17 protein-coding genes are annotated in these 16,938 nt (G+C 38.6%); 1 reads left to right on the forward strand and 16 read right to left on the reverse strand.

The features are described 5' to 3' along the window. The 5 genes from H7N69_RS04995 to H7N69_RS05015 are packed head-to-tail and all read right to left on the reverse strand — an operon-like array spanning position 1 to position 6,927. Positions 1 to 1,653 (reverse strand): AAA family ATPase, encoded by a 1,653-nt coding sequence (locus H7N69_RS04995; RefSeq protein ID WP_187884982.1) that lies wholly within the window; start codon positions 1,651 to 1,653, stop codon positions 1 to 3. After that, positions 1,640 to 2,896 (reverse strand): tRNA (N(6)-L-threonylcarbamoyladenosine(37)-C(2))-methylthiotransferase MtaB, encoded by a 1,257-nt coding sequence (gene mtaB, locus H7N69_RS05000; RefSeq protein WP_187884983.1) that lies wholly within the window; start codon positions 2,894 to 2,896, stop codon positions 1,640 to 1,642. Before mtaB ends, H7N69_RS04995 begins: the two co-directional genes overlap by 14 nt. Next, complete coding sequence (locus tag H7N69_RS05005; RefSeq protein WP_079362357.1) at positions 2,893 to 4,464, reverse strand: mechanosensitive ion channel family protein; 1,572 nt, start codon at positions 4,462 to 4,464, stop codon at positions 2,893 to 2,895. The genes mtaB and H7N69_RS05005 overlap by 4 nt, the downstream gene beginning before the upstream one ends. Then, a complete protein-coding gene (gene aroB, locus H7N69_RS05010; RefSeq protein WP_187884984.1) occupies positions 4,455 to 5,486 on the reverse strand; it encodes a 3-dehydroquinate synthase in 1,032 nt (343 codons plus the stop codon). The genes H7N69_RS05005 and aroB overlap by 10 nt, the downstream gene beginning before the upstream one ends. A gap of 4 nt (positions 5,487 to 5,490) precedes the next feature. After that, positions 5,491 to 6,927: a COG3400 family protein gene (locus H7N69_RS05015; protein WP_187884985.1), complete on the reverse strand. Its 1,437-nt coding sequence runs from the start codon at positions 6,925 to 6,927 to the stop codon at positions 5,491 to 5,493. Positions 6,928 to 6,983: 56 nt separating this feature from the next. Here H7N69_RS05015 and tgt point away from each other — a divergent pair, with 56 nt between their 5' ends. After that, a complete protein-coding gene (gene tgt / locus H7N69_RS05020) occupies positions 6,984 to 8,099 on the forward strand; it encodes a tRNA guanosine(34) transglycosylase Tgt (protein WP_187884986.1) in 1,116 nt (371 codons plus the stop codon). Positions 8,100 to 8,170: 71 nt separating this feature from the next. Here the strand turns inward: tgt and H7N69_RS05025 are convergent, their stop codons facing one another. The 11 genes from H7N69_RS05025 to H7N69_RS05075 are packed head-to-tail and all read right to left on the reverse strand — an operon-like array spanning position 8,171 to position 16,914. Beyond that, the gene (locus H7N69_RS05025; RefSeq protein WP_187884987.1) at positions 8,171 to 9,157 is read right to left on the reverse strand and encodes a lipid A biosynthesis lauroyl acyltransferase; all 987 of its coding nucleotides are present in this window, start codon (positions 9,155 to 9,157) and stop codon (positions 8,171 to 8,173) included. Beyond that, positions 9,154 to 10,164 (reverse strand): lipopolysaccharide heptosyltransferase I, encoded by a 1,011-nt coding sequence (waaC, locus tag H7N69_RS05030; protein ID WP_187884988.1) that lies wholly within the window; start codon positions 10,162 to 10,164, stop codon positions 9,154 to 9,156. Before waaC ends, H7N69_RS05025 begins: the two co-directional genes overlap by 4 nt. Beyond that, complete coding sequence (locus tag H7N69_RS05035) at positions 10,161 to 11,615, reverse strand: Ppx/GppA family phosphatase (RefSeq protein ID WP_187884989.1); 1,455 nt, start codon at positions 11,613 to 11,615, stop codon at positions 10,161 to 10,163. The genes waaC and H7N69_RS05035 overlap by 4 nt, the downstream gene beginning before the upstream one ends. A gap of 9 nt (positions 11,616 to 11,624) precedes the next feature. After that, on the reverse strand, positions 11,625 to 11,879 hold the full coding sequence (locus tag H7N69_RS05040) for a YfhL family 4Fe-4S dicluster ferredoxin (protein WP_187884990.1): 255 nt from the start codon (positions 11,877 to 11,879) through the stop codon (positions 11,625 to 11,627). Positions 11,880 to 11,935: 56 nt separating this feature from the next. Further along, positions 11,936 to 12,493 carry a beta/alpha barrel domain-containing protein gene (locus H7N69_RS05045; RefSeq protein ID WP_187884991.1) on the reverse strand — a complete coding sequence of 186 codons (558 nt, stop codon included), beginning with the start codon at positions 12,491 to 12,493 and terminating at the stop codon, positions 11,936 to 11,938. Beyond that, positions 12,481 to 13,776 carry a tetratricopeptide repeat protein gene (locus tag H7N69_RS05050; protein WP_187884992.1) on the reverse strand — a complete coding sequence of 432 codons (1,296 nt, stop codon included), beginning with the start codon at positions 13,774 to 13,776 and terminating at the stop codon, positions 12,481 to 12,483. Before H7N69_RS05050 ends, H7N69_RS05045 begins: the two co-directional genes overlap by 13 nt. Before the next feature lie 35 nt (positions 13,777 to 13,811). After that, a complete protein-coding gene (locus tag H7N69_RS05055) occupies positions 13,812 to 14,210 on the reverse strand; it encodes a YkgJ family cysteine cluster protein (RefSeq protein WP_187884993.1) in 399 nt (132 codons plus the stop codon). Positions 14,211 to 14,225: 15 nt separating this feature from the next. Then, positions 14,226 to 14,765, reverse strand: coding sequence for a hypothetical protein (locus tag H7N69_RS05060; protein ID WP_000803099.1), 540 nt, complete (start codon positions 14,763 to 14,765; stop codon positions 14,226 to 14,228). Continuing rightward, complete coding sequence (locus tag H7N69_RS05065; protein WP_001879085.1) at positions 14,762 to 15,295, reverse strand: hypothetical protein; 534 nt, start codon at positions 15,293 to 15,295, stop codon at positions 14,762 to 14,764. Before H7N69_RS05065 ends, H7N69_RS05060 begins: the two co-directional genes overlap by 4 nt. Then, complete coding sequence (locus tag H7N69_RS05070) at positions 15,285 to 16,268, reverse strand: hypothetical protein (protein ID WP_187884994.1); 984 nt, start codon at positions 16,266 to 16,268, stop codon at positions 15,285 to 15,287. Before H7N69_RS05070 ends, H7N69_RS05065 begins: the two co-directional genes overlap by 11 nt. After that, positions 16,261 to 16,914 carry a lysophospholipid acyltransferase family protein gene (locus H7N69_RS05075; protein ID WP_187884995.1) on the reverse strand — a complete coding sequence of 218 codons (654 nt, stop codon included), beginning with the start codon at positions 16,912 to 16,914 and terminating at the stop codon, positions 16,261 to 16,263. The genes H7N69_RS05070 and H7N69_RS05075 overlap by 8 nt, the downstream gene beginning before the upstream one ends. Between the last annotated feature and the right edge of the window lie 24 nt (positions 16,915 to 16,938).

Below are 16,938 nucleotides of genomic sequence, written 5' to 3' on the forward strand. Positions count from 1 at the left end.
TCACCCGTTCAACAAATCATAGAAGTTTGCATGCTCTAAACATTCTTGCTCTAACAATAAAACGCTCAATCGCTTGCAAGCTGCAATTTGTGGCTTTAAAAACTCCAATTGCTCTTCATAAAGAACGCTTAAAGACTCTTTTGTAGGGGCTAAAAGAAGCTCACTAGCCATAAATTCATTCAAAAATTTCGCTTTTTGCAAGTCTTGTTTAGACAGACTATAACGCTCCTTATAGAGCAACTCTAAAATAATCGTCCCGCTCAAATACACTTTAATGTAATTTTTAATCTCGCTCTCGCTATGGATTTTATTTTCATTAAAAGCGATAAATTCCCCTAATATTGGCGCTTTATCAAATTCAATTTCTAGCCAATACGCGCTTAAGGCTTTCGCGCTTTGATACAAAGCGACTAATTCTTTTTGGTTTTCGTCTAAAGTTTGGGGCTTTTTCTTGCCGTAAGCGATCTTGTCTTTCACTTCTAAAATGTCGCTCTCAGTGATTTCGTTTCGTTGGTGTTTGAGGGCGTTTAGAGCGCTTTCATTGATCAAAGTCGCCAACATCGCCCCGCTAAAACCCACGCAAATTTTAGCGATCTTAAGATAATTGAGCGCATGCTTTTTATTTTCTAAAAGCTTTTCTAAAATGCTCTGTCTTTCTAGTAAATCCGGTAAAGAAATGAAAATGCGCCGATCAAAACGCTTGCTCCTTAATAGCGCTTCATCCATCACTTCCATTTGGTTAGTCGCTCCTATCACCACCACCTCATCGTTTTGTAAAAACCCATCCATTTCGGTTAAAAGCTGATTGAGCGTGGCCTCTCTTTCATCGCTCCTATGCCCTCCCCTAGCCTTACCCAAAGCGTCAATTTCATCAATAAAAATAATAGAGGGGGCATGCCTTTTAGCGTGCATGAAAAGTTCATGCACTTTTTTAGCCCCAGCCCCCACATAAATTTGAGAAAACGCGCTCCCGCTTTCATAAAAAAACGGCACTCTGGCTTCACTCGCTAAGGCTTTAGCGATCATGGTTTTCCCCACTCCAGGAGGCCCGATTAAAAGCACGCCTTTAGGGAGGAAAATCCCTAAATCCTGGTATTTTTTAGGGTTTTTTAAATAATCTATCACTTCTAATAATTCTTCTTTGACTTCATCCACCCCTGCAATGTCTTCAAAACGCACCCCTAGCGCATCGTATCGCTGGAATGCATTTTCTAATTCGTTTTTGTGAGCGCTCTCTAAACTCATTTTAGTGTCCAATCGTTTGGGCAAGCGCCAAAAGATCCCAAAAAGCATGCTAGAAATGAAAAAAAGCAACGCTAAAAAGATTTTAGAAACCTTGTTTAAACTTTCTCGTTTTTCTATGGGCATGCTCTCTGGGATTTTATAAACCCTTAAAAAGGCTTCTTTGTTGGTTTTATAAAGACCCTTGTTAGCATAAAAATAATTTTCATCTTCTGTTAGAGTTTGCTTAGGGTGAGACTGGATCACATAAAAAAAGTCCTTACTGGATATGAGCCTAGAAACATCGCTTAAGATTAAAAAAAGCAACAAGCAAAAAGTAAGCATCAAAAACCCTAACGCCAAAACAAGCGAGCGGTTTTTGATGCGTTTAAAGGGAGCGGTGAGGTTTTCTAAAAATTTAGAAAACGGCATGGTTTTCCCTCTCCTTAATTTCATACTCTTTGATTTCTAAAAAACTAGCCCTTAAAGGCTTATCGCTTTTGATTTTAATGGGGTTGAAAAATTGATCTAAAGCTTTAAATTCGCCGTCTTTTTGCGCTTCCACTAGGGCTTTTAGGGGCGTGTTGAGCTTAAACTGCAATTGCCTGAACGCCTTATTTTTATGAAAAATCAAATCTTTGATCGCATTCAAACGCTTTTTAGAAACTTCCAAACTCACGCTATCACGCATCAAACTAGAGGGGGTGTCTTTTCGTTTGCTGTAAATAAAAGGGTGGATGTGCGTTAAAGGCAAGCCCTCTAAATTTTTAAACGCCTTTTCAAAAACGCTTTCGCTCTCGCCCGGATGCCCCACAATAAAATCCGTGCCGATAGCAAAATTTTTAGAAGCGATTATCTCTAATAATTCCCTATCGCTTTTAGTGCGGTTTCTTCGATTCATTCTCTCTAACATGAAATCATGGCTGTGCTGTAAAGCGATATGCAAATGTTTTTCTAAAAAATCCTCTTCTAAAAGCTCTAAAAATTCATCGTTGATTTGATTAGGCTCTAAGCTCCCAATCCTTATGCGTTTTAATCCAGTAATCTGGCTTAATTTTTTAATCAACCTTGCGATATTGCTTCCTCTATCCTTCCCATAGCTCCCCACATTGGTGCCGGTTAAAACCACTTCTTGAACCCCTTTAAAGCATAAAAGGCCCACTTGCTCTAAAATTTTCCTCTCTTCAAAACTCCTAGCCCTCCCTCTCACGCTTGGGATAATGCAATAATTGCAATCAAAATCACAGCCTTCTTGGATCTTGATAAACGCCCTGGTTTTTCCCACAAACTCGCTCACCATCGTGGTGTCTAAATGCTTGTTTTCTAAATTATCATCTATAAAAAAACGCTTTTTTTCTTGTAGAAGCGCGTTAATCTTTTCTTTATTGTCATGCCCAAAAACGCCCTTTAAAAACCCTTTTTCAAAAAGCTCTTTGCCTTGGGTTTTCACCCCGCAACCGGTAAATAGCACCTCTTTATTCAATCGCGCCATTTTTTTAGCGTAACTCCTTACCGCGCTATCAGCTCCATTAGTCACGGTGCAAGAATTGATCACAATAATATCGGCTTCTTGTTCTTCTAAAGTCGCGCTAAAATCCTTCAAATTCTCGCCCATCACTTGCGTGTCAAAAAGATTCGTCCTGCACCCAAAAGTTTTGAAATAGACTTTTTTCATTTTTGTTCCCTTTTATTCCCAAAACCATCGCCTAGAGCGTCAGCATCCACTTTAAGCAGCTTGCTGGTCGTATAAGCGATATGAATATTTTCTTCTTTCAAAAAGGCTTCAACGATTTCAGCCACAATCTTGCTCCTTAAAGACAAGGTCGCATACGAATTGGTTTGATACCACACCGAGATTTTTATCCCGTTATTTTCAGGCATCAAAAAGCATCGAGGCTTCACACTCAAACTCCTTAAAGAATACCGGTCGCGCATTTTATTGAGCTGTTTATAGGTAATATCCGTGTATTCTTTAGACAATTCTGTAGCGATGTTGAGCGCAATTTTAGAAGCTTTTTTAAAATCAGAATCAAATGTAACGCAAAAATCCACGCCATCCCAAACCGTTTTCATCCCAAAATGGCTGTAATTAGCGAACATGGTGGTGAAAATATAATTATTAGGCACAAAGATAATCCGGCCCGCTCTCCTGTTGTTCGTGTAAGTGGTAAAGGTTACGTCTTCTAAAATCGTAATGTGCAACATAGAAATATCCAACACATCGCCAATAAAAATATCCGTCCCCTTAGCGATACGCACCCTATCGCCCACATGCACGCTCCCCCCAATCAAAATGATAAACCACCCAAGCAAGCTCATGAATAAATCCTTCATCGCAATCGCTAAGCCCGCGCTCGCAAAGCCTAAAACCGTTACCAAGTAAGTAACGTTTTCTAAATAAGAAAAAAGAAAAATTAAAATGATCACGCTCACATTCACGAAGTTAATGGCTTTATTCACGGTATAGACGCGCTCATTATTTTCAATGTATTTACTGGAAATGATTTTTAAAATCCACGCAAACACCACGCTCAAAAGGGCCGCTAAAAACACATAAACCAGTTTAAAAAGCTGGTTTTTAACTTGAGATTTGACAATGCTTATGGCTTCATCGCTGTCTTTTTGGAAAATCCCGATCGTGGTTTTTAGAATGTTTTGAGCCCCTTGCAATTCCAGGCGTTTGGCTTGAGTTTGATAAATCTCATCGCTTAGTTTCGCGCTTTTATCCAAAGCATGCCACTGATTTAAAAGCTGGTGTTTTTGATCTAAAAGCTTTAAAACTTCTTCTAAAGCAGTCTGATTACTTTTGAGACTTTCATGCTTTAAACGCATGCTTTTAATGAAAGAAATGCCATCAATGATCGCAATAGGGTTGGCGATATTAGGGATATTGGGGATATTGGGGCGCTCTATCAAGTCCTTAAAAGGATTGACCCCATAGCTTTCAAACATTTTTTGCTGGGACTCTAAAGCCTTTAAGGTATGCTCTAAGGTGCTAATCTTTAATAAATCCTTGCTTTTTTTATTTTTTAAGCGCCTTAATTCCTGCCTCACGCTCTCTTTTTCGGTATAAATCTGATTGTAGATCTTGTAGTTTTCAAATTTTTTCAACCACACGTTATCGTCTTTGGCGAGTTTTTTATCCACCAAAGCCATTTGTTTTTGTATAGATGATAATTCTTGGCTCTTATCTTCTGCTTGCAAAAACAAAAAACAAAAGAATAACAATACCCTTAATGCCATTTTTCTAACACCTTTAAAATCGTTTCTTTAGGGATATGAGAGGCCATTTCAAACGCTCCAATGCCTTTGGGCAGAATGAATTTGATTGTCTTATTCTCGCTTTTTTTGTCTAAAAACAAGCGTTCGTAAAATTTTTGAATATCGGTGATTTGGTAATTGAATATCAGATCAAATTTTTTCAATAAATTTTCTATGCGTTCGCATTCTTTTAGAGTGAGCATGCCTAAAGAAAGGGCTAAATCATTAGCCATGCACATGCCAATAGCGATCGCTTCGCCATGCAAAAATCGCTCATAATCAGTCTCGTTTTCTATCGCATGCCCAAAGGTATGCCCATAGTTCAACCCAGCCCTGATATTTCGCTCTTTTTCATCTTGAACAACGACTTGAGCTTTGATATTGACGCTTTGAAAGATTACTTCTTCTAAACAATCTTTTAAATCCTTTGTTTCCAATCTTTCTACCAAGCTTTTATCAAAACACACCGCCATTTTAATGATTTCAGCAACCCCTGCTTGAAATTCCCTTTTTTCAAGGGTTTTTAAAAAAGCTAAATCAATATAAACCGCTTTAGGCTGGTGGAACGATCCGATTAAATTCTTGCCATAAGGCGTGTTAATCCCTGTTTTCCCTCCCACGCTCGCATCCACTTGAGCGAGCAAAGTCGTAGGGATATTAATAAAATCAATCCCCCTAAAATAAATACTGCTCGCAAACCCCACCATATCGCTTATGACTCCCCCACCAAGGGCTATCATTAAAGAATGGCGGTTCAATTGCATTTCAAAGGCGTTGTTTAAAATCCGCTCTAATGAATGAAAATTTTTGTATTTTTCCCCGGACTCTATCACGCACACTCTGACTTCTAAGGCGTTCAAGCGCTCTAATAAATACGATAAATGCAACCCGGCCACGATGCTATCGCTAACAATGAGCGCTTTTTGTTTCAATTTTATTTCAGGCAGTTCCCCCAAAAACACTTTATAGCTTTTTCCTTTTAAAGGGATTACAATTTCTTGCATTCTTTCACTCCGCTACAGGGATAAAAATTTGAGGGTTGTCGTCGTTTAAAAACGCTAATTTTTCCACTTTAGTGGATAAAAACCACAAATAGCGCGTTTGCGTGATGCACTCTTCAAAAGGCATGAAATGCAAAATGGGATTTCTTAAAGAATTGAGATACATGATAGGATTTTTAATATCGGTTTGAAAAATCTCAATCTTGCGGTTAAAGGTGTTGGCTAAATTTTCGTAATGATTGACAATCTCATTTTTATAGCGCTTGTTAGGGTCAAAATCATAGAGCAACAAGCCCAAATCCATTTGCATAGACACATCAAAAATCACTGAAGACATGTCTTCATTAATGCTTAAACTTTCATTCAAAACCACCACGCTTTGAGTGGTTTTAGACAAGCCAGAAGTGTTGGTTTTATAAACCGGGGTGGCTGTTTTATGCAAGGCTCTTCGGTGTTTTTTGAAGAAAAAAAGCTCTCTGCCCACCACAATCAAACCCATTTTTTTTTGGTGGTCTTCATGGAGTTTTTGGATAAAACTTTTCCCATAAAAATCAAAATTCACTTCAATGCTTTCGGTTTCTAGCGCTAAAAATTTATGGTAAAACTTAGGGCTAGTGGGGTGTAAAACCTGAATGTAGAGCTTGTAGCTCTTTAAATGCTTGTGCAAAAACAAGGCTTGATACACATCGCGCATCATCGCTTTTCGGCTTTGTAAGCGCATATCAATGTATAAATAAATGCTCTTACCAAAGGGGGCTGGAAACTGCCCCACATTGCTTTTAACCTGGAGATACACTGCGTTTAAAATTTCCGGATTGCCCGCCACTAAGAGAATGTCTCGTGGCTGGATGACTAAAGATTTAGTGGAGAGTAACAAAACATCGTTGCGATAAAGCCCTACAATCCTGTATTCTTTTTGCCTGATAGAGCCAATATGCCTGTAAGCAAAAATGCTCCCAAAAGGCACATCAATCTCCATGATCTCGCCCTTGCCTAACCCAAACTCTCTAGGGGTGCTAGGGATATTGGGCAAACGAGAAATGAATTTATTGGCTAAAACTTCAAATTCATCAATCAAAATAAGCTTTTCATCTTTATTTTCTTCATTGTTTTCTAAGGTTTTTTCACCATCTCTTTTCACGCCAAAAACCACGCGCATGCGTTTGAAATGGGTTTGAATGATTTTGTGAATGATGCGCTGTTCTTTAAAATCTTGTATGATTAAAAACGCATCGCTCACCTCATCGTTTAACACTTGCAAAAGCCTAAAACTAGAAGTCGCATCAAAACAATGAAAAGCGAAAGTGCTTGGGTAGTTTTTAGGGATAAGGCTCTCATTTTTGACAACCACTATATAAAAATTATGATTAGAATAATGCCTTAGCACCAAGTCTAAAAAATTTTTTGCTACAATGCCATCTAAAATAAGGGCGATTTTTTTCAATTCCAAACTTCCTAAAAAATGATTACGCCATTATATCCAAGATTAAGGCTTAAACGATGGATTTTCAACTCCAAGCGACGGACAATAACGCGCGAGCTGGTCTTTTAAATTTAGCCCATTCTCAAGTGGCAACGCCTGTTTTTATGCCAGTAGGCACGCAAGGCTGCATCAAATCTTTAGACGCTACTGACATGCAAGAAATTTTAGGCGCTAAACTCATTTTAGCCAACACCTATCATTTGTATTTAAGGCCGGGCGAAAAGGTCGTTGAGGAGTTAGGGGGCTTGCATCGTTTCACTCAATTTCATGGGAGTTTTTTAACCGATAGTGGAGGGTTTCAAGCCTTTAGCTTGAGCGATAACGTCAAATTGCAAGAAGACGGGATTATTTTTAAATCCCATATTGATGGGAGCAAGCATCTATTCACGCCCGCTAAAGTTTTAGACATTCAATACGCCTTAAATAGCGATATTATGATGGTTTTAGACGATTTAGTGGGCTTGCCCGCTCCCTTAAAACGCCTTGAAGAATCCATTAAAAGAAGCGCTAAATGGGCGAATCTTAGCCTAGAATACCATAAAGAAAAAAACCGCCCCAACAACAACCTTTTTGCCATTATTCAGGGCGGCACGCATTTGAAAATGCGAAGCCTTAGCGTGGGATTGACGCATGGGGGTTTTGATGGCTACGCTATAGGCGGTTTAGCGGTGGGGGAAAGTGTAGATGAAATGCTAGAAACGATCGCGCACACCACCCCCTTGCTCCCTAAAGACAAGCCTCGCTACCTAATGGGCGTAGGCACGCCTGAAAATATTTTAGACGCTATCAGTTTAGGAGTAGACATGTTTGATTGCGTGATGCCCACCAGAAACGCCAGAAATGCCACCCTTTTCACGCATTCTGGAAAGATTTCTATCAAAAACGCGCCCTATAAATTGGATGATACCCCTATTGAAGAAAATTGCGCTTGTTATGCTTGCAAACGCTATTCTAAAGCCTATTTGCACCATCTCTTTAGGGCTAAAGAACTCACTTACGCTCGTTTAGCCAGCTTGCACAATTTGCATTTTTATTTAGAGTTGGTTAAAAACGCCAGAAACGCCATTTTAGAAAAGCGGTTTTTGAATTTTAAAAAAGAGTTTTTGGAGAAATACCACTCTTGTTCGCATTGAGTGGTAAAATGTAAAAAATACTAAAAAGTATTTTTTTACATTTTGTGATCAGTATTCAGTAAAACAAAACCCTATCTTTGATAAATCTCAGGGTGGGTGCTTTTAAAACGCCTGTGGAACCAAAAATAACTTTCCGGGTGGTTTCTAATCACTTCTTCGCACAAACTCGCTTGGGCTTGCGTGCATTCTAAAATATCATTCTCAGCGTTATCAGTGATTTGAGAGCGGATACTTGGGTAATAAGTCGCTGTGTAATGCGAATAATCGTCATTAAAATCAATGAATACCGGCTGAATGTCTATATTGTAACGGCGCGATAAAATAGAAGCGATCGTGGTGTGCGTAGCGTCTTTATTAAAGAATTTCACCACCACCCCATCTTTAGGCACGACATTTTGATCCACTAAAATCCCCACAAGGCCATTGCCTTGATTATACATTTTAATGAGTTCTTTCATCGCCCCTATTTTATTGACAAAACGCACCCCAAACGCTTCTCGCCTGCTCATGATCATGTGATTGATAGGGGCAAATTTAGTCAAACGCCCCAAACACCCCCTACCATAATCCTTATAATATTGCGCTAAAGTCGTGCCTACCGCTTCCCAGTAGCCAAAATGCATGCATAAAGTGATCGCTTGACCTTCCTTGTTTAAGGACTTCCACACGTTTTCTTCATTGATGAGCGTGAAACGAGCGTCGTATTCAGCCTTAGGGATAAAGATCACTCTAATGGTTTCTAAAATGATGAAAGCAAAATTTTCATACCCCTTTTTAATGATCCTTTTTTTCTCTTCTTCGCTTTTAGAATCCCCAAACACAAAATCCAAATTGGCTTTAGCGTCAAAATAACGGCGCCTATCAAAGGTTCTCATCAGCCACGCTAAAGCTTTAATGCACCTTAAAAACCAAAAATGGGGCATTTTAGCCAACATAAACCCTAGAATATTTACTAAAGATTCCACGATAAAAATGCTCAAAATGCGCAGTTCTGTTTTAAAACCCTTGTCGTCTTTGTTTAATATTTTTTCGTGTATGAGTCGTTCTTTATAAGTCATTCTTTTTCCTTTAAAATGTTTAAAACGCATTCTTTAATTTTTTTAGGATCTATGTTTTGGATAGAAAAATCCTTTTTATGGTAGCTGGCGTTTGAATTACCGGTGAGCGAAACATTGATCGGGCTTTCTAATTTAAAACGCTCCATGGGCGTGTTGCCATAAAGGGTGATGCTGGCTTTTTGCAACGCCCATGCTAAATGCGTGATACCCGTATCGCCCCCAATAATCACATCCATTTTAAAGAGCAACGCCTTAACCTCGTTTAAAGTGAGTTTGGGGAGCAATAACACATCGCACTGGTGTTTTAAAGCGTGATAAAGCGTAGTGGCCTTCTTTTCATCAGCATGCCATAACAAGCAAATTTGAAAATTTTCTAACGCTAACACCAACTCTTTAAAACGCTCTATAGGGTAAGTTTTATTGATTTTAGAAGTTTCTAAAACAAAAAGGATTTTTGGTTTATTTTGATTCAAATTTAACGCATTGATTTTTGGAGAATCTTGGTAAGAAAACACTTTAAATCTAGAGCTTAAACCCTCTGAAATTTCTTTTTCTGGCAAGTTTAGGGCTTGAGAAAGGAGCGTGGAATTGCGCTTTAAAATAGGCTCATCATAAGCGATGGAAACTTTTTGCGAGTAAAAAAACGCGCTCAAACCCTCTCTAGCCGAAGCGTAATCAAAGCCGACTTTTTTAGGGGCTTTTAACATTTGAGTGATGAGGGCGGATTTGACTAGGCCTTGCATGTCAATGACTATATCGTATTCATAAGCCCTTAAAGATTTAAAAAGTTTGAAAATCTTCAAAGGGTTAAAGGTCGTAAGAGTGCTTTTTAAAGCGATGGGGTGTAATTTATCAATATAGGGGGAATGCTCTAAAATCGCACTAAATCTTTCATCCACGAACCATTCTATTTGGGCGTTAGGCAGACACTCTTTGATAGCCACCAAAAACACCGCGCTCACGATAATATCCCCGAGCGCTGAAAGCCTGACAATCGCTATTTTCAAGCAAACTCTATCGTCAAGGGAATGGGCTTAATGAGTTTGGGGAGCATTTCTTTAGCCAAGTAAAGCGCATCATTAGAATGGATCACAAGCTTGTTTTTTTCTAGCGTGTATTTTAAATGGTGGCTGTCTGTTAGGCACAAATTTTCGGCTAAAGAAAGGATAAAACTCAGCCATTGTAAGGTTAAAAGGCTTGGCATCATCGCGCTCATGTGGGCGATAGCGTTGTCTTTAGGGATTTTTTTATGGCTGAATTGCGCTAATAAGCAAATGATCGCTCTATCCTGGTGGCTAAAGCCATAACTCAAAGCGTTTAAAATAAAATACGCGCTGTGCTTGTGGGCTAAATAGACGCTTAAAATCTTACCCATGCTCGCTAATTCCCCCGCAATCTTTAAATGGAAAAGGTATTTTTCATCTATTTTATGCAAAGGCGATAAGGCTTCAAACAATTTCACGCATTCTTTTTTGACCTTTTGGCTGTGCTTTTCATGGGGTAAAAAGCGATCTTTTAGAGAGATGAGAGAGGGGTTGATATTGGGGGGGAATTTATGATAATGGTGGCGCAATAAATCGCTCAAAAACACGCCTTCTCTCACCCCTACGCCACTAGTGATCATTAAAGAAGTTTTTAAATGCTCCAAAACGACTGATAAAATCAACGCCCCGCTCCTGATGCTATCTAAACGCTCTTCATTCACCCCCAAAAGCCGTAATTGATCTTCTTTAAGCATGACAATCTTTTCAATAAACGCTAAATTTTTATGTGCATCTATTTCATAACCATGCAAAGAATCAATAGGGTAACAAAAGCGTTTCATCAATACCTTACTCAACGCCCTAATCGTCCCCCCCACCCCAAAGGCATTTTTGTGTTTAAAGGGCAGTTTAGAGACTTCTTTTTGGATAAAGGCTTTAGCCAGTTTGACATCTAAGGCTTTGTCTAAAAACATTTCTTTAATGCGAATCGTCCCAACATCAAGCGAGATTAAGTCCTTAATCTTGCCTTTTTCAATCAACGCACACTCGGTGCTACCCCCTCCAATATCTATCGTGATCCCTGAATTTTTATGCAACAAATTCGCGCACGCAATCCCGCCATAGAGCGCTTCTTTTTGCCCATCAATGATTTTGATTTGCAAACCGCAAGCCTTTTTCACCCTCGCTACAAACTCTAACCGATTAGGGGCATCGCGCACCGCTGAGGTCGCCACGCACAAGATTTTTTTGCTTTTGTATTTGAGGGCGATTTCTTTAAATTCGCTCAAGGCTTTAACGGCTCTTTGCATGGGGATTTCTTGTAAGATTCCATTAAACGCATAACAGCCCTCTGAAATCCTAACCCTAGATTTGGTTTCAAAAAGCAAGTAAAACCCAAACTGGCTCGTCTTTTTAAAGACAGCCAAACGCACTGAATTAGAGCCTATATCAATCACGGTTGTGATTTTAGCCATTGCTAGCCTTTAGTTTTGCTCTTTTAAGCTTTCGTATTTGTATTTCAATTCCTCTTTGCTCTCTGCATTGTTAGGATCCGGCAAAATCGCATCTACAGGGCATACGCTCACGCAACGAGGCTCATCATCATCATACCCGTAACACTCCGTGCATCTGTCTGGATCAATATTATAAATAGGATCGCCCTCTTCAATCGCCTCACTAGGACATTCTTCTCTGCAAGCATCGCATGCAATGCATTCATTATTCACCAATAATGACATGACTAACTCCTTTTAAAAAGTTTGAATACGATTTTTACTCTAAATTAGCTTAAAATTCAATCTAAAAAGACTATTTTTTTTTGATTATAAGAATAAGGGCTATTTTCTAGCACGCCTAAAACCCCTAAATCTTTTAAATGAGTATAATTTGGCTTGTGGGTTTCTACAAACACGCTCAAGCCCAAACGCCAAGCAAATTCTACCATGCCCTTTAAATCTTCTTTCAAAAGCTCTTCGTCTAAAATGACCCCATCAGAGCCTTGAACAAGCGATTCTAAAAGCTGGTAATGGCTGATGAAAAGATCTTGATGGACAATCAAAGAGCTCGCATGGCGGCGCAACAACCCTAAAACTTCTAAATCAAACACGCTTGGTGCGCCTATTTCGTATAATCCTTTGAAATTGACAATGACGCAATCGGTGTGGGTGTTTTCTTTCAAAAGCTTTTCTAAAACCTCATCAGGGGTTACAAAAACACAATCTTTGGTTTGAGGAATGATTCTAGGCAAGTAAGGGTTATACGACAGGCTTTTACCTAACATTTCATAAGAAAGCATGCCCTCTTTTAAGGCTAAGCTTTTTTGTAAATTTTCTAAAATCCCTATTTCTTGCATTCTTGAATGATTTTATTGTGCTCTTTCAATTCGGGTTCGGCTTGGATAGACTCTTTAGCGATGCTAGAAAAGATTTTTTTAGCCTCCAAACAATTCCCCAATTTGTAATAACCCCATGCTAAAGAATCCAAATAAAGCACTGAGTTAGAATCTAACGCTAAGGCTTTCCTCACAAGATCCATGCCCCTTTTAACATCCATGTCATAATCTATTAAGGAATACCCTAAAAAATTATAAAAGAAAGCGTCTTGTGCGTCTTCTTTATCTTTAGTTTTAGCAAGCCAAGCTTGGCGCTCTTTGGTGGCTTGCTCTAATTTTTGAATGATAGGCAGCATCTCTTGTTTGGTGAGTTTTTTATCTTTCGCGCTCAAGCTCTCATAATGATAAATGGCCTCTAATCCTAAAAATTTAGGGTCTTTTCTTTCTTGATAGATTAAAGAAGCCTGTTTGGAAGCTTGATCAAATTTTTTTTGTGCGGTGTATAAGTCTAGCAATAAGCGCCTGTCAAAGGGGAATAATTCTGCGATTTGCTGGGCCTTATCGAACTCTTTTAACAAGATTAATACCCCTATGTAAAATTGGGCGTTTTGAACAATAGGGTTTTTTTCATACAAACGAGCAAAAGTCGTTTTAGCCAAATCAAGCTCGTTAAATTGCGTGAAGGTGTTGAGCGCTTTTTGGCACAATTGCTCTGAGCAACCATACCTGTCTATATGGGATTGCAACAAGTCTAAGCCTTCTTTTTTGCGGTTTTGTAAAAAATAAATCGTAATGAGTTTTTCTAGGCTGTCTTCATCATGCACTTGGTTATAAAACTTATTCAACAAAGGGAAAGCCTTATCCAAACGCTTTTGCGTCAAATACAAAGTCCCTAACACATTGTCTGTGGCTATGGTTTTTTCTTCTTTACGGATTTTGTGTAATAGTTCAATCGCCTTATCAATCTGCCCCATTTGCGCATAGCCATCCACTAAAATCTTATTGATAGAAACATCGTTACGATTATTGGTGATTTTTTGATAGAGCATGGCTAAATGCATAGCGGTTTTAATGTCCCCTAAACTCGCCGCTGAAATGGCCGCTTCTTTAGCATACACCACCTTATTGGTTTGCTTATAGAGATTCATATAGCCTTTTTGAGCGGCGGCAAAATCCCCTCTATGGAAAGCGTCTGAACTCAACAGGATTTGATGATCTTCTGAAAGGGTTTCAGCCTTAAGGCAAGAAAACAGACTAAAAAGCAACAAATTTGCTAAAAACCTTTTCTTTATTTGAATATCCATTATTTTTTTCCTTTTTTGTATCACTAAAGTGAATTTTAGCGCACTTTAGTTTCTTTGGTTTTTTGTGTGATGCCCGGACAGCTTTGATAAAAAGCTTCCTTTCGCTCTTTAGAAAAAGTTTTCACGCTCTCCCAAAAAGGAAAAGTTTGGCATTGTTTAGGGCGTACGCTATAAATCTGGCATTTTTTGGTTTCTAAATCCAAAAACACGCACGCCAAACCCAACTCTTTAGCGTCTTTTTCTAATAAAGAAAACTTATACCCCACCTTTTTAACGTATTTTTGACTGAATTCTTCTAGTTCTAATTTTAAAAAAGCGCTAATTTGTTGCATTTCTTGGATATTCAAAAAAATATACCCGCTTTCCCCCACGCAACACTTTGCCCCACAACCCTCGCATGCCTTAGGATTAAAACTGAAATCAAAATCTTGCATTAAACTACCCCTATCCTATTGGAGATCAATACTCACGCTAAATTGCACCAACAGCCCTTCATCATCTTTAGAAATTTTTAAGGGCAATTGGCTTTGAGCGCTCGGTAAATATTTGTTGATTAAGGTGAAAAAAAGATAGGTTTTTTCCAATTCGCTCGCTCTGGCCATGATAAAAAACTGGGTTTTTTGAAGAGGGTTTTGAGAGAGCAAGGGTTTGATTTTATAGGCATCAAAACATTTTTTTAAAATCTTTTCTAAAATCCGCCTGGACTCTTCATCATTAAAAATCTTTAACAAGGATTCGCTTGTTTCTTTTTGATTACGATAGTTTGTTAGAGCTGTTTCAAAATGCCTTTGCGCGTATTCTAAAACGCTTTTTTTACGATTTTCTTCTAAAAGGATTTTTTTTAATTCCAGCATGCTAGGCCATAGAAAATACTCGGTATTGAGCCAACCCAATAAGGAAAAAACCCCTAAAAAAATAAGGTTTTTGATGATAAACCCTACATCGCCTGATTGCTCTCTGTCCAGGTGTGAAAAATGCAATGGCTTCATTTAATAGACTCCGGGTTTTTTATCAGTAAGGAATTAGAAAAGTTGGTGGAGACAAAATTAAACCACCCGTCGCTTAAAGGGAAAAATTCCGCCCTAGAATAATCAAACATGGGGTTTAGTTTGTTTTGAAACAAAAAGTAAAAGGCTTCTTTAGAAGGGGTTTTACCGCTAACCACCACGCTTTGTTGGTCTATTTCAATGCTATTAATAGTGATAAGATCCGGCACAATGTTTAAAAGCCCTTGCAAAACATCTCGTATATCATCGTTATAATTCAAACGCTTTTTAGCTTCTTTAATGAGTTTTAAGGTTTCATCAGTCTTTACCTGTAAGCGGCTGATTTCATGGCGGTAAAGCCTTTCTTGGATCGTTAAATCAGACGCGTTGTCTTGAGCGCGTTTAATGGCGTTGTGCATAAACCACACTAACCCCCCTATTAGCGCAAAAGATAAAAAAATGTAAAAAACCCAAATCTTAGAAAGCTTGCTGATTAAGTATTTCGCTCTTGGCTCAATGTAACTAAAACGCATGCTTTTCATTCTCCATGCGTGCTAAAATATTCAACCGCTCCACTAAAGAAAAATCAAGCCTATCCACTTCTATCATCAAAGTTTCTTGCAGATGCATTAACGCCTTTTGGTGGATTTGACAGCTGTCTAAAACAACCACTTTTTCTACAAAGTCTATCTCTCTAGAATGATAGACGCCACGCAATCCCTCTTGCAAAACATCTGCAATTAAGGGGATATTCGTCATGCCTTCAATCAAACTATAAGCGTCCTCTGTTATTTTTTCGCTATTATCCTTACTGCTGTCTAGGCCTATCGCTTCTTCAAGGCTGTCAATATCTTCTTGGATTTCGCTCAAAAACAAATTCACAGCTTCATTACTCATTCCCATAGAATCTTCTTCTTTGCTCTCTATAAATTCTTCAGGTTGCTCTTCTAAAAACACGGATTTGGCTAAAAAAATCTCTTTTTTATCCGCAATCAAAAAATAAAACCTTGAACGCTCTAAAAGCAGATACAACAACGGCTTATTTTCTAAATGATCGCGCACAAAATCATAAATAAGGCTAAAGGGCGAAAACAAAAAATCCACATCCTGGATTTTAAAACGCTTGAAATCCTTTAGAAAATCCTTAGATTCCACATAAACGCAATACTTTTGATTGACTTCACAAGCCTGATAATCTTGATTTTCTTGTTTGATTTGTTCAAACGCCTGCTTTTCGCATAAAACCTCTTTAGCTTTACTCATCGCACTGAAATAAGTGTAGGGGTATTTTTGGCTATAAGTTCTGGCGATTTTTAAGGCTTGAATAGGGACTTCACCATTTTTAGTCTCCACTTTAGTCTCAAAAGTTTTAAAAAATTTCTCTTTAATGCGATCGTTTTTGATCCTTATGACTTGAGTGGATAAAAGATTGTGATCCACATTAAAAGAGATATACACTTGAGAGCAAAATTTCTCTTTAAACGCTTTTTTTAACCCTTTAAGCACCCAAACCCCTTTGAGGTTCTTCAAACCCAACAGAATCCATGTGCGTCTTTAAATATTCTTTAGCCCTTGAAAGTTCCCATTCTTTAGGGATGATCACAGATTCTAGCATGTAATAATGCACTTCGCTAAAAGGCTTAGGGATTTCAAATTGATCCCAAGTGTTCAACCGCCATGCGTTTTTACAAACCACCCGACAAACGCTAATCCCCACGCCTGATTTTTGAGCCAAAGCGATCACCCCATCCGCTATGCTGTGTCGTGGACCTTTGGGGCCATCAGGAGTGATAGCGACATCGCAACCTTCTTTCAAACGCTTAAGCCCTTCTATCAAAACCTTAACCCCCCCTTTTTTGCTAGAACCTCTAATATTTTTAAAACCAAAGCTTTCAAACAAACCCGCCGCAATAGAGCCGTCAAAATGCTGGCTTGCAATCACATAAATAGAAGGTTTTTGAAGCCTTAAATACGCAAACCCGATCATGCCAAGCTCCCCATGCCAACAACTTACAATAAAGGGTTTTTCTTTTAAATTTTGAGCTAAAAAATAGCGGTTTTTACAAGTTTTATGCAACAACCAAAGGACTCCAAACGCCAAGCGTGGGACAACCTTTAAAACGATATTTTTTCTGAAAAATTTTAAGCTCAATTCTCGCCTTTAAACCCGCTTTTT

It is taken from the genome of Helicobacter pylori, from assembly GCF_014497725.1.
Taxonomy (GTDB): domain Bacteria; phylum Campylobacterota; class Campylobacteria; order Campylobacterales; family Helicobacteraceae; genus Helicobacter; species Helicobacter pylori_DE.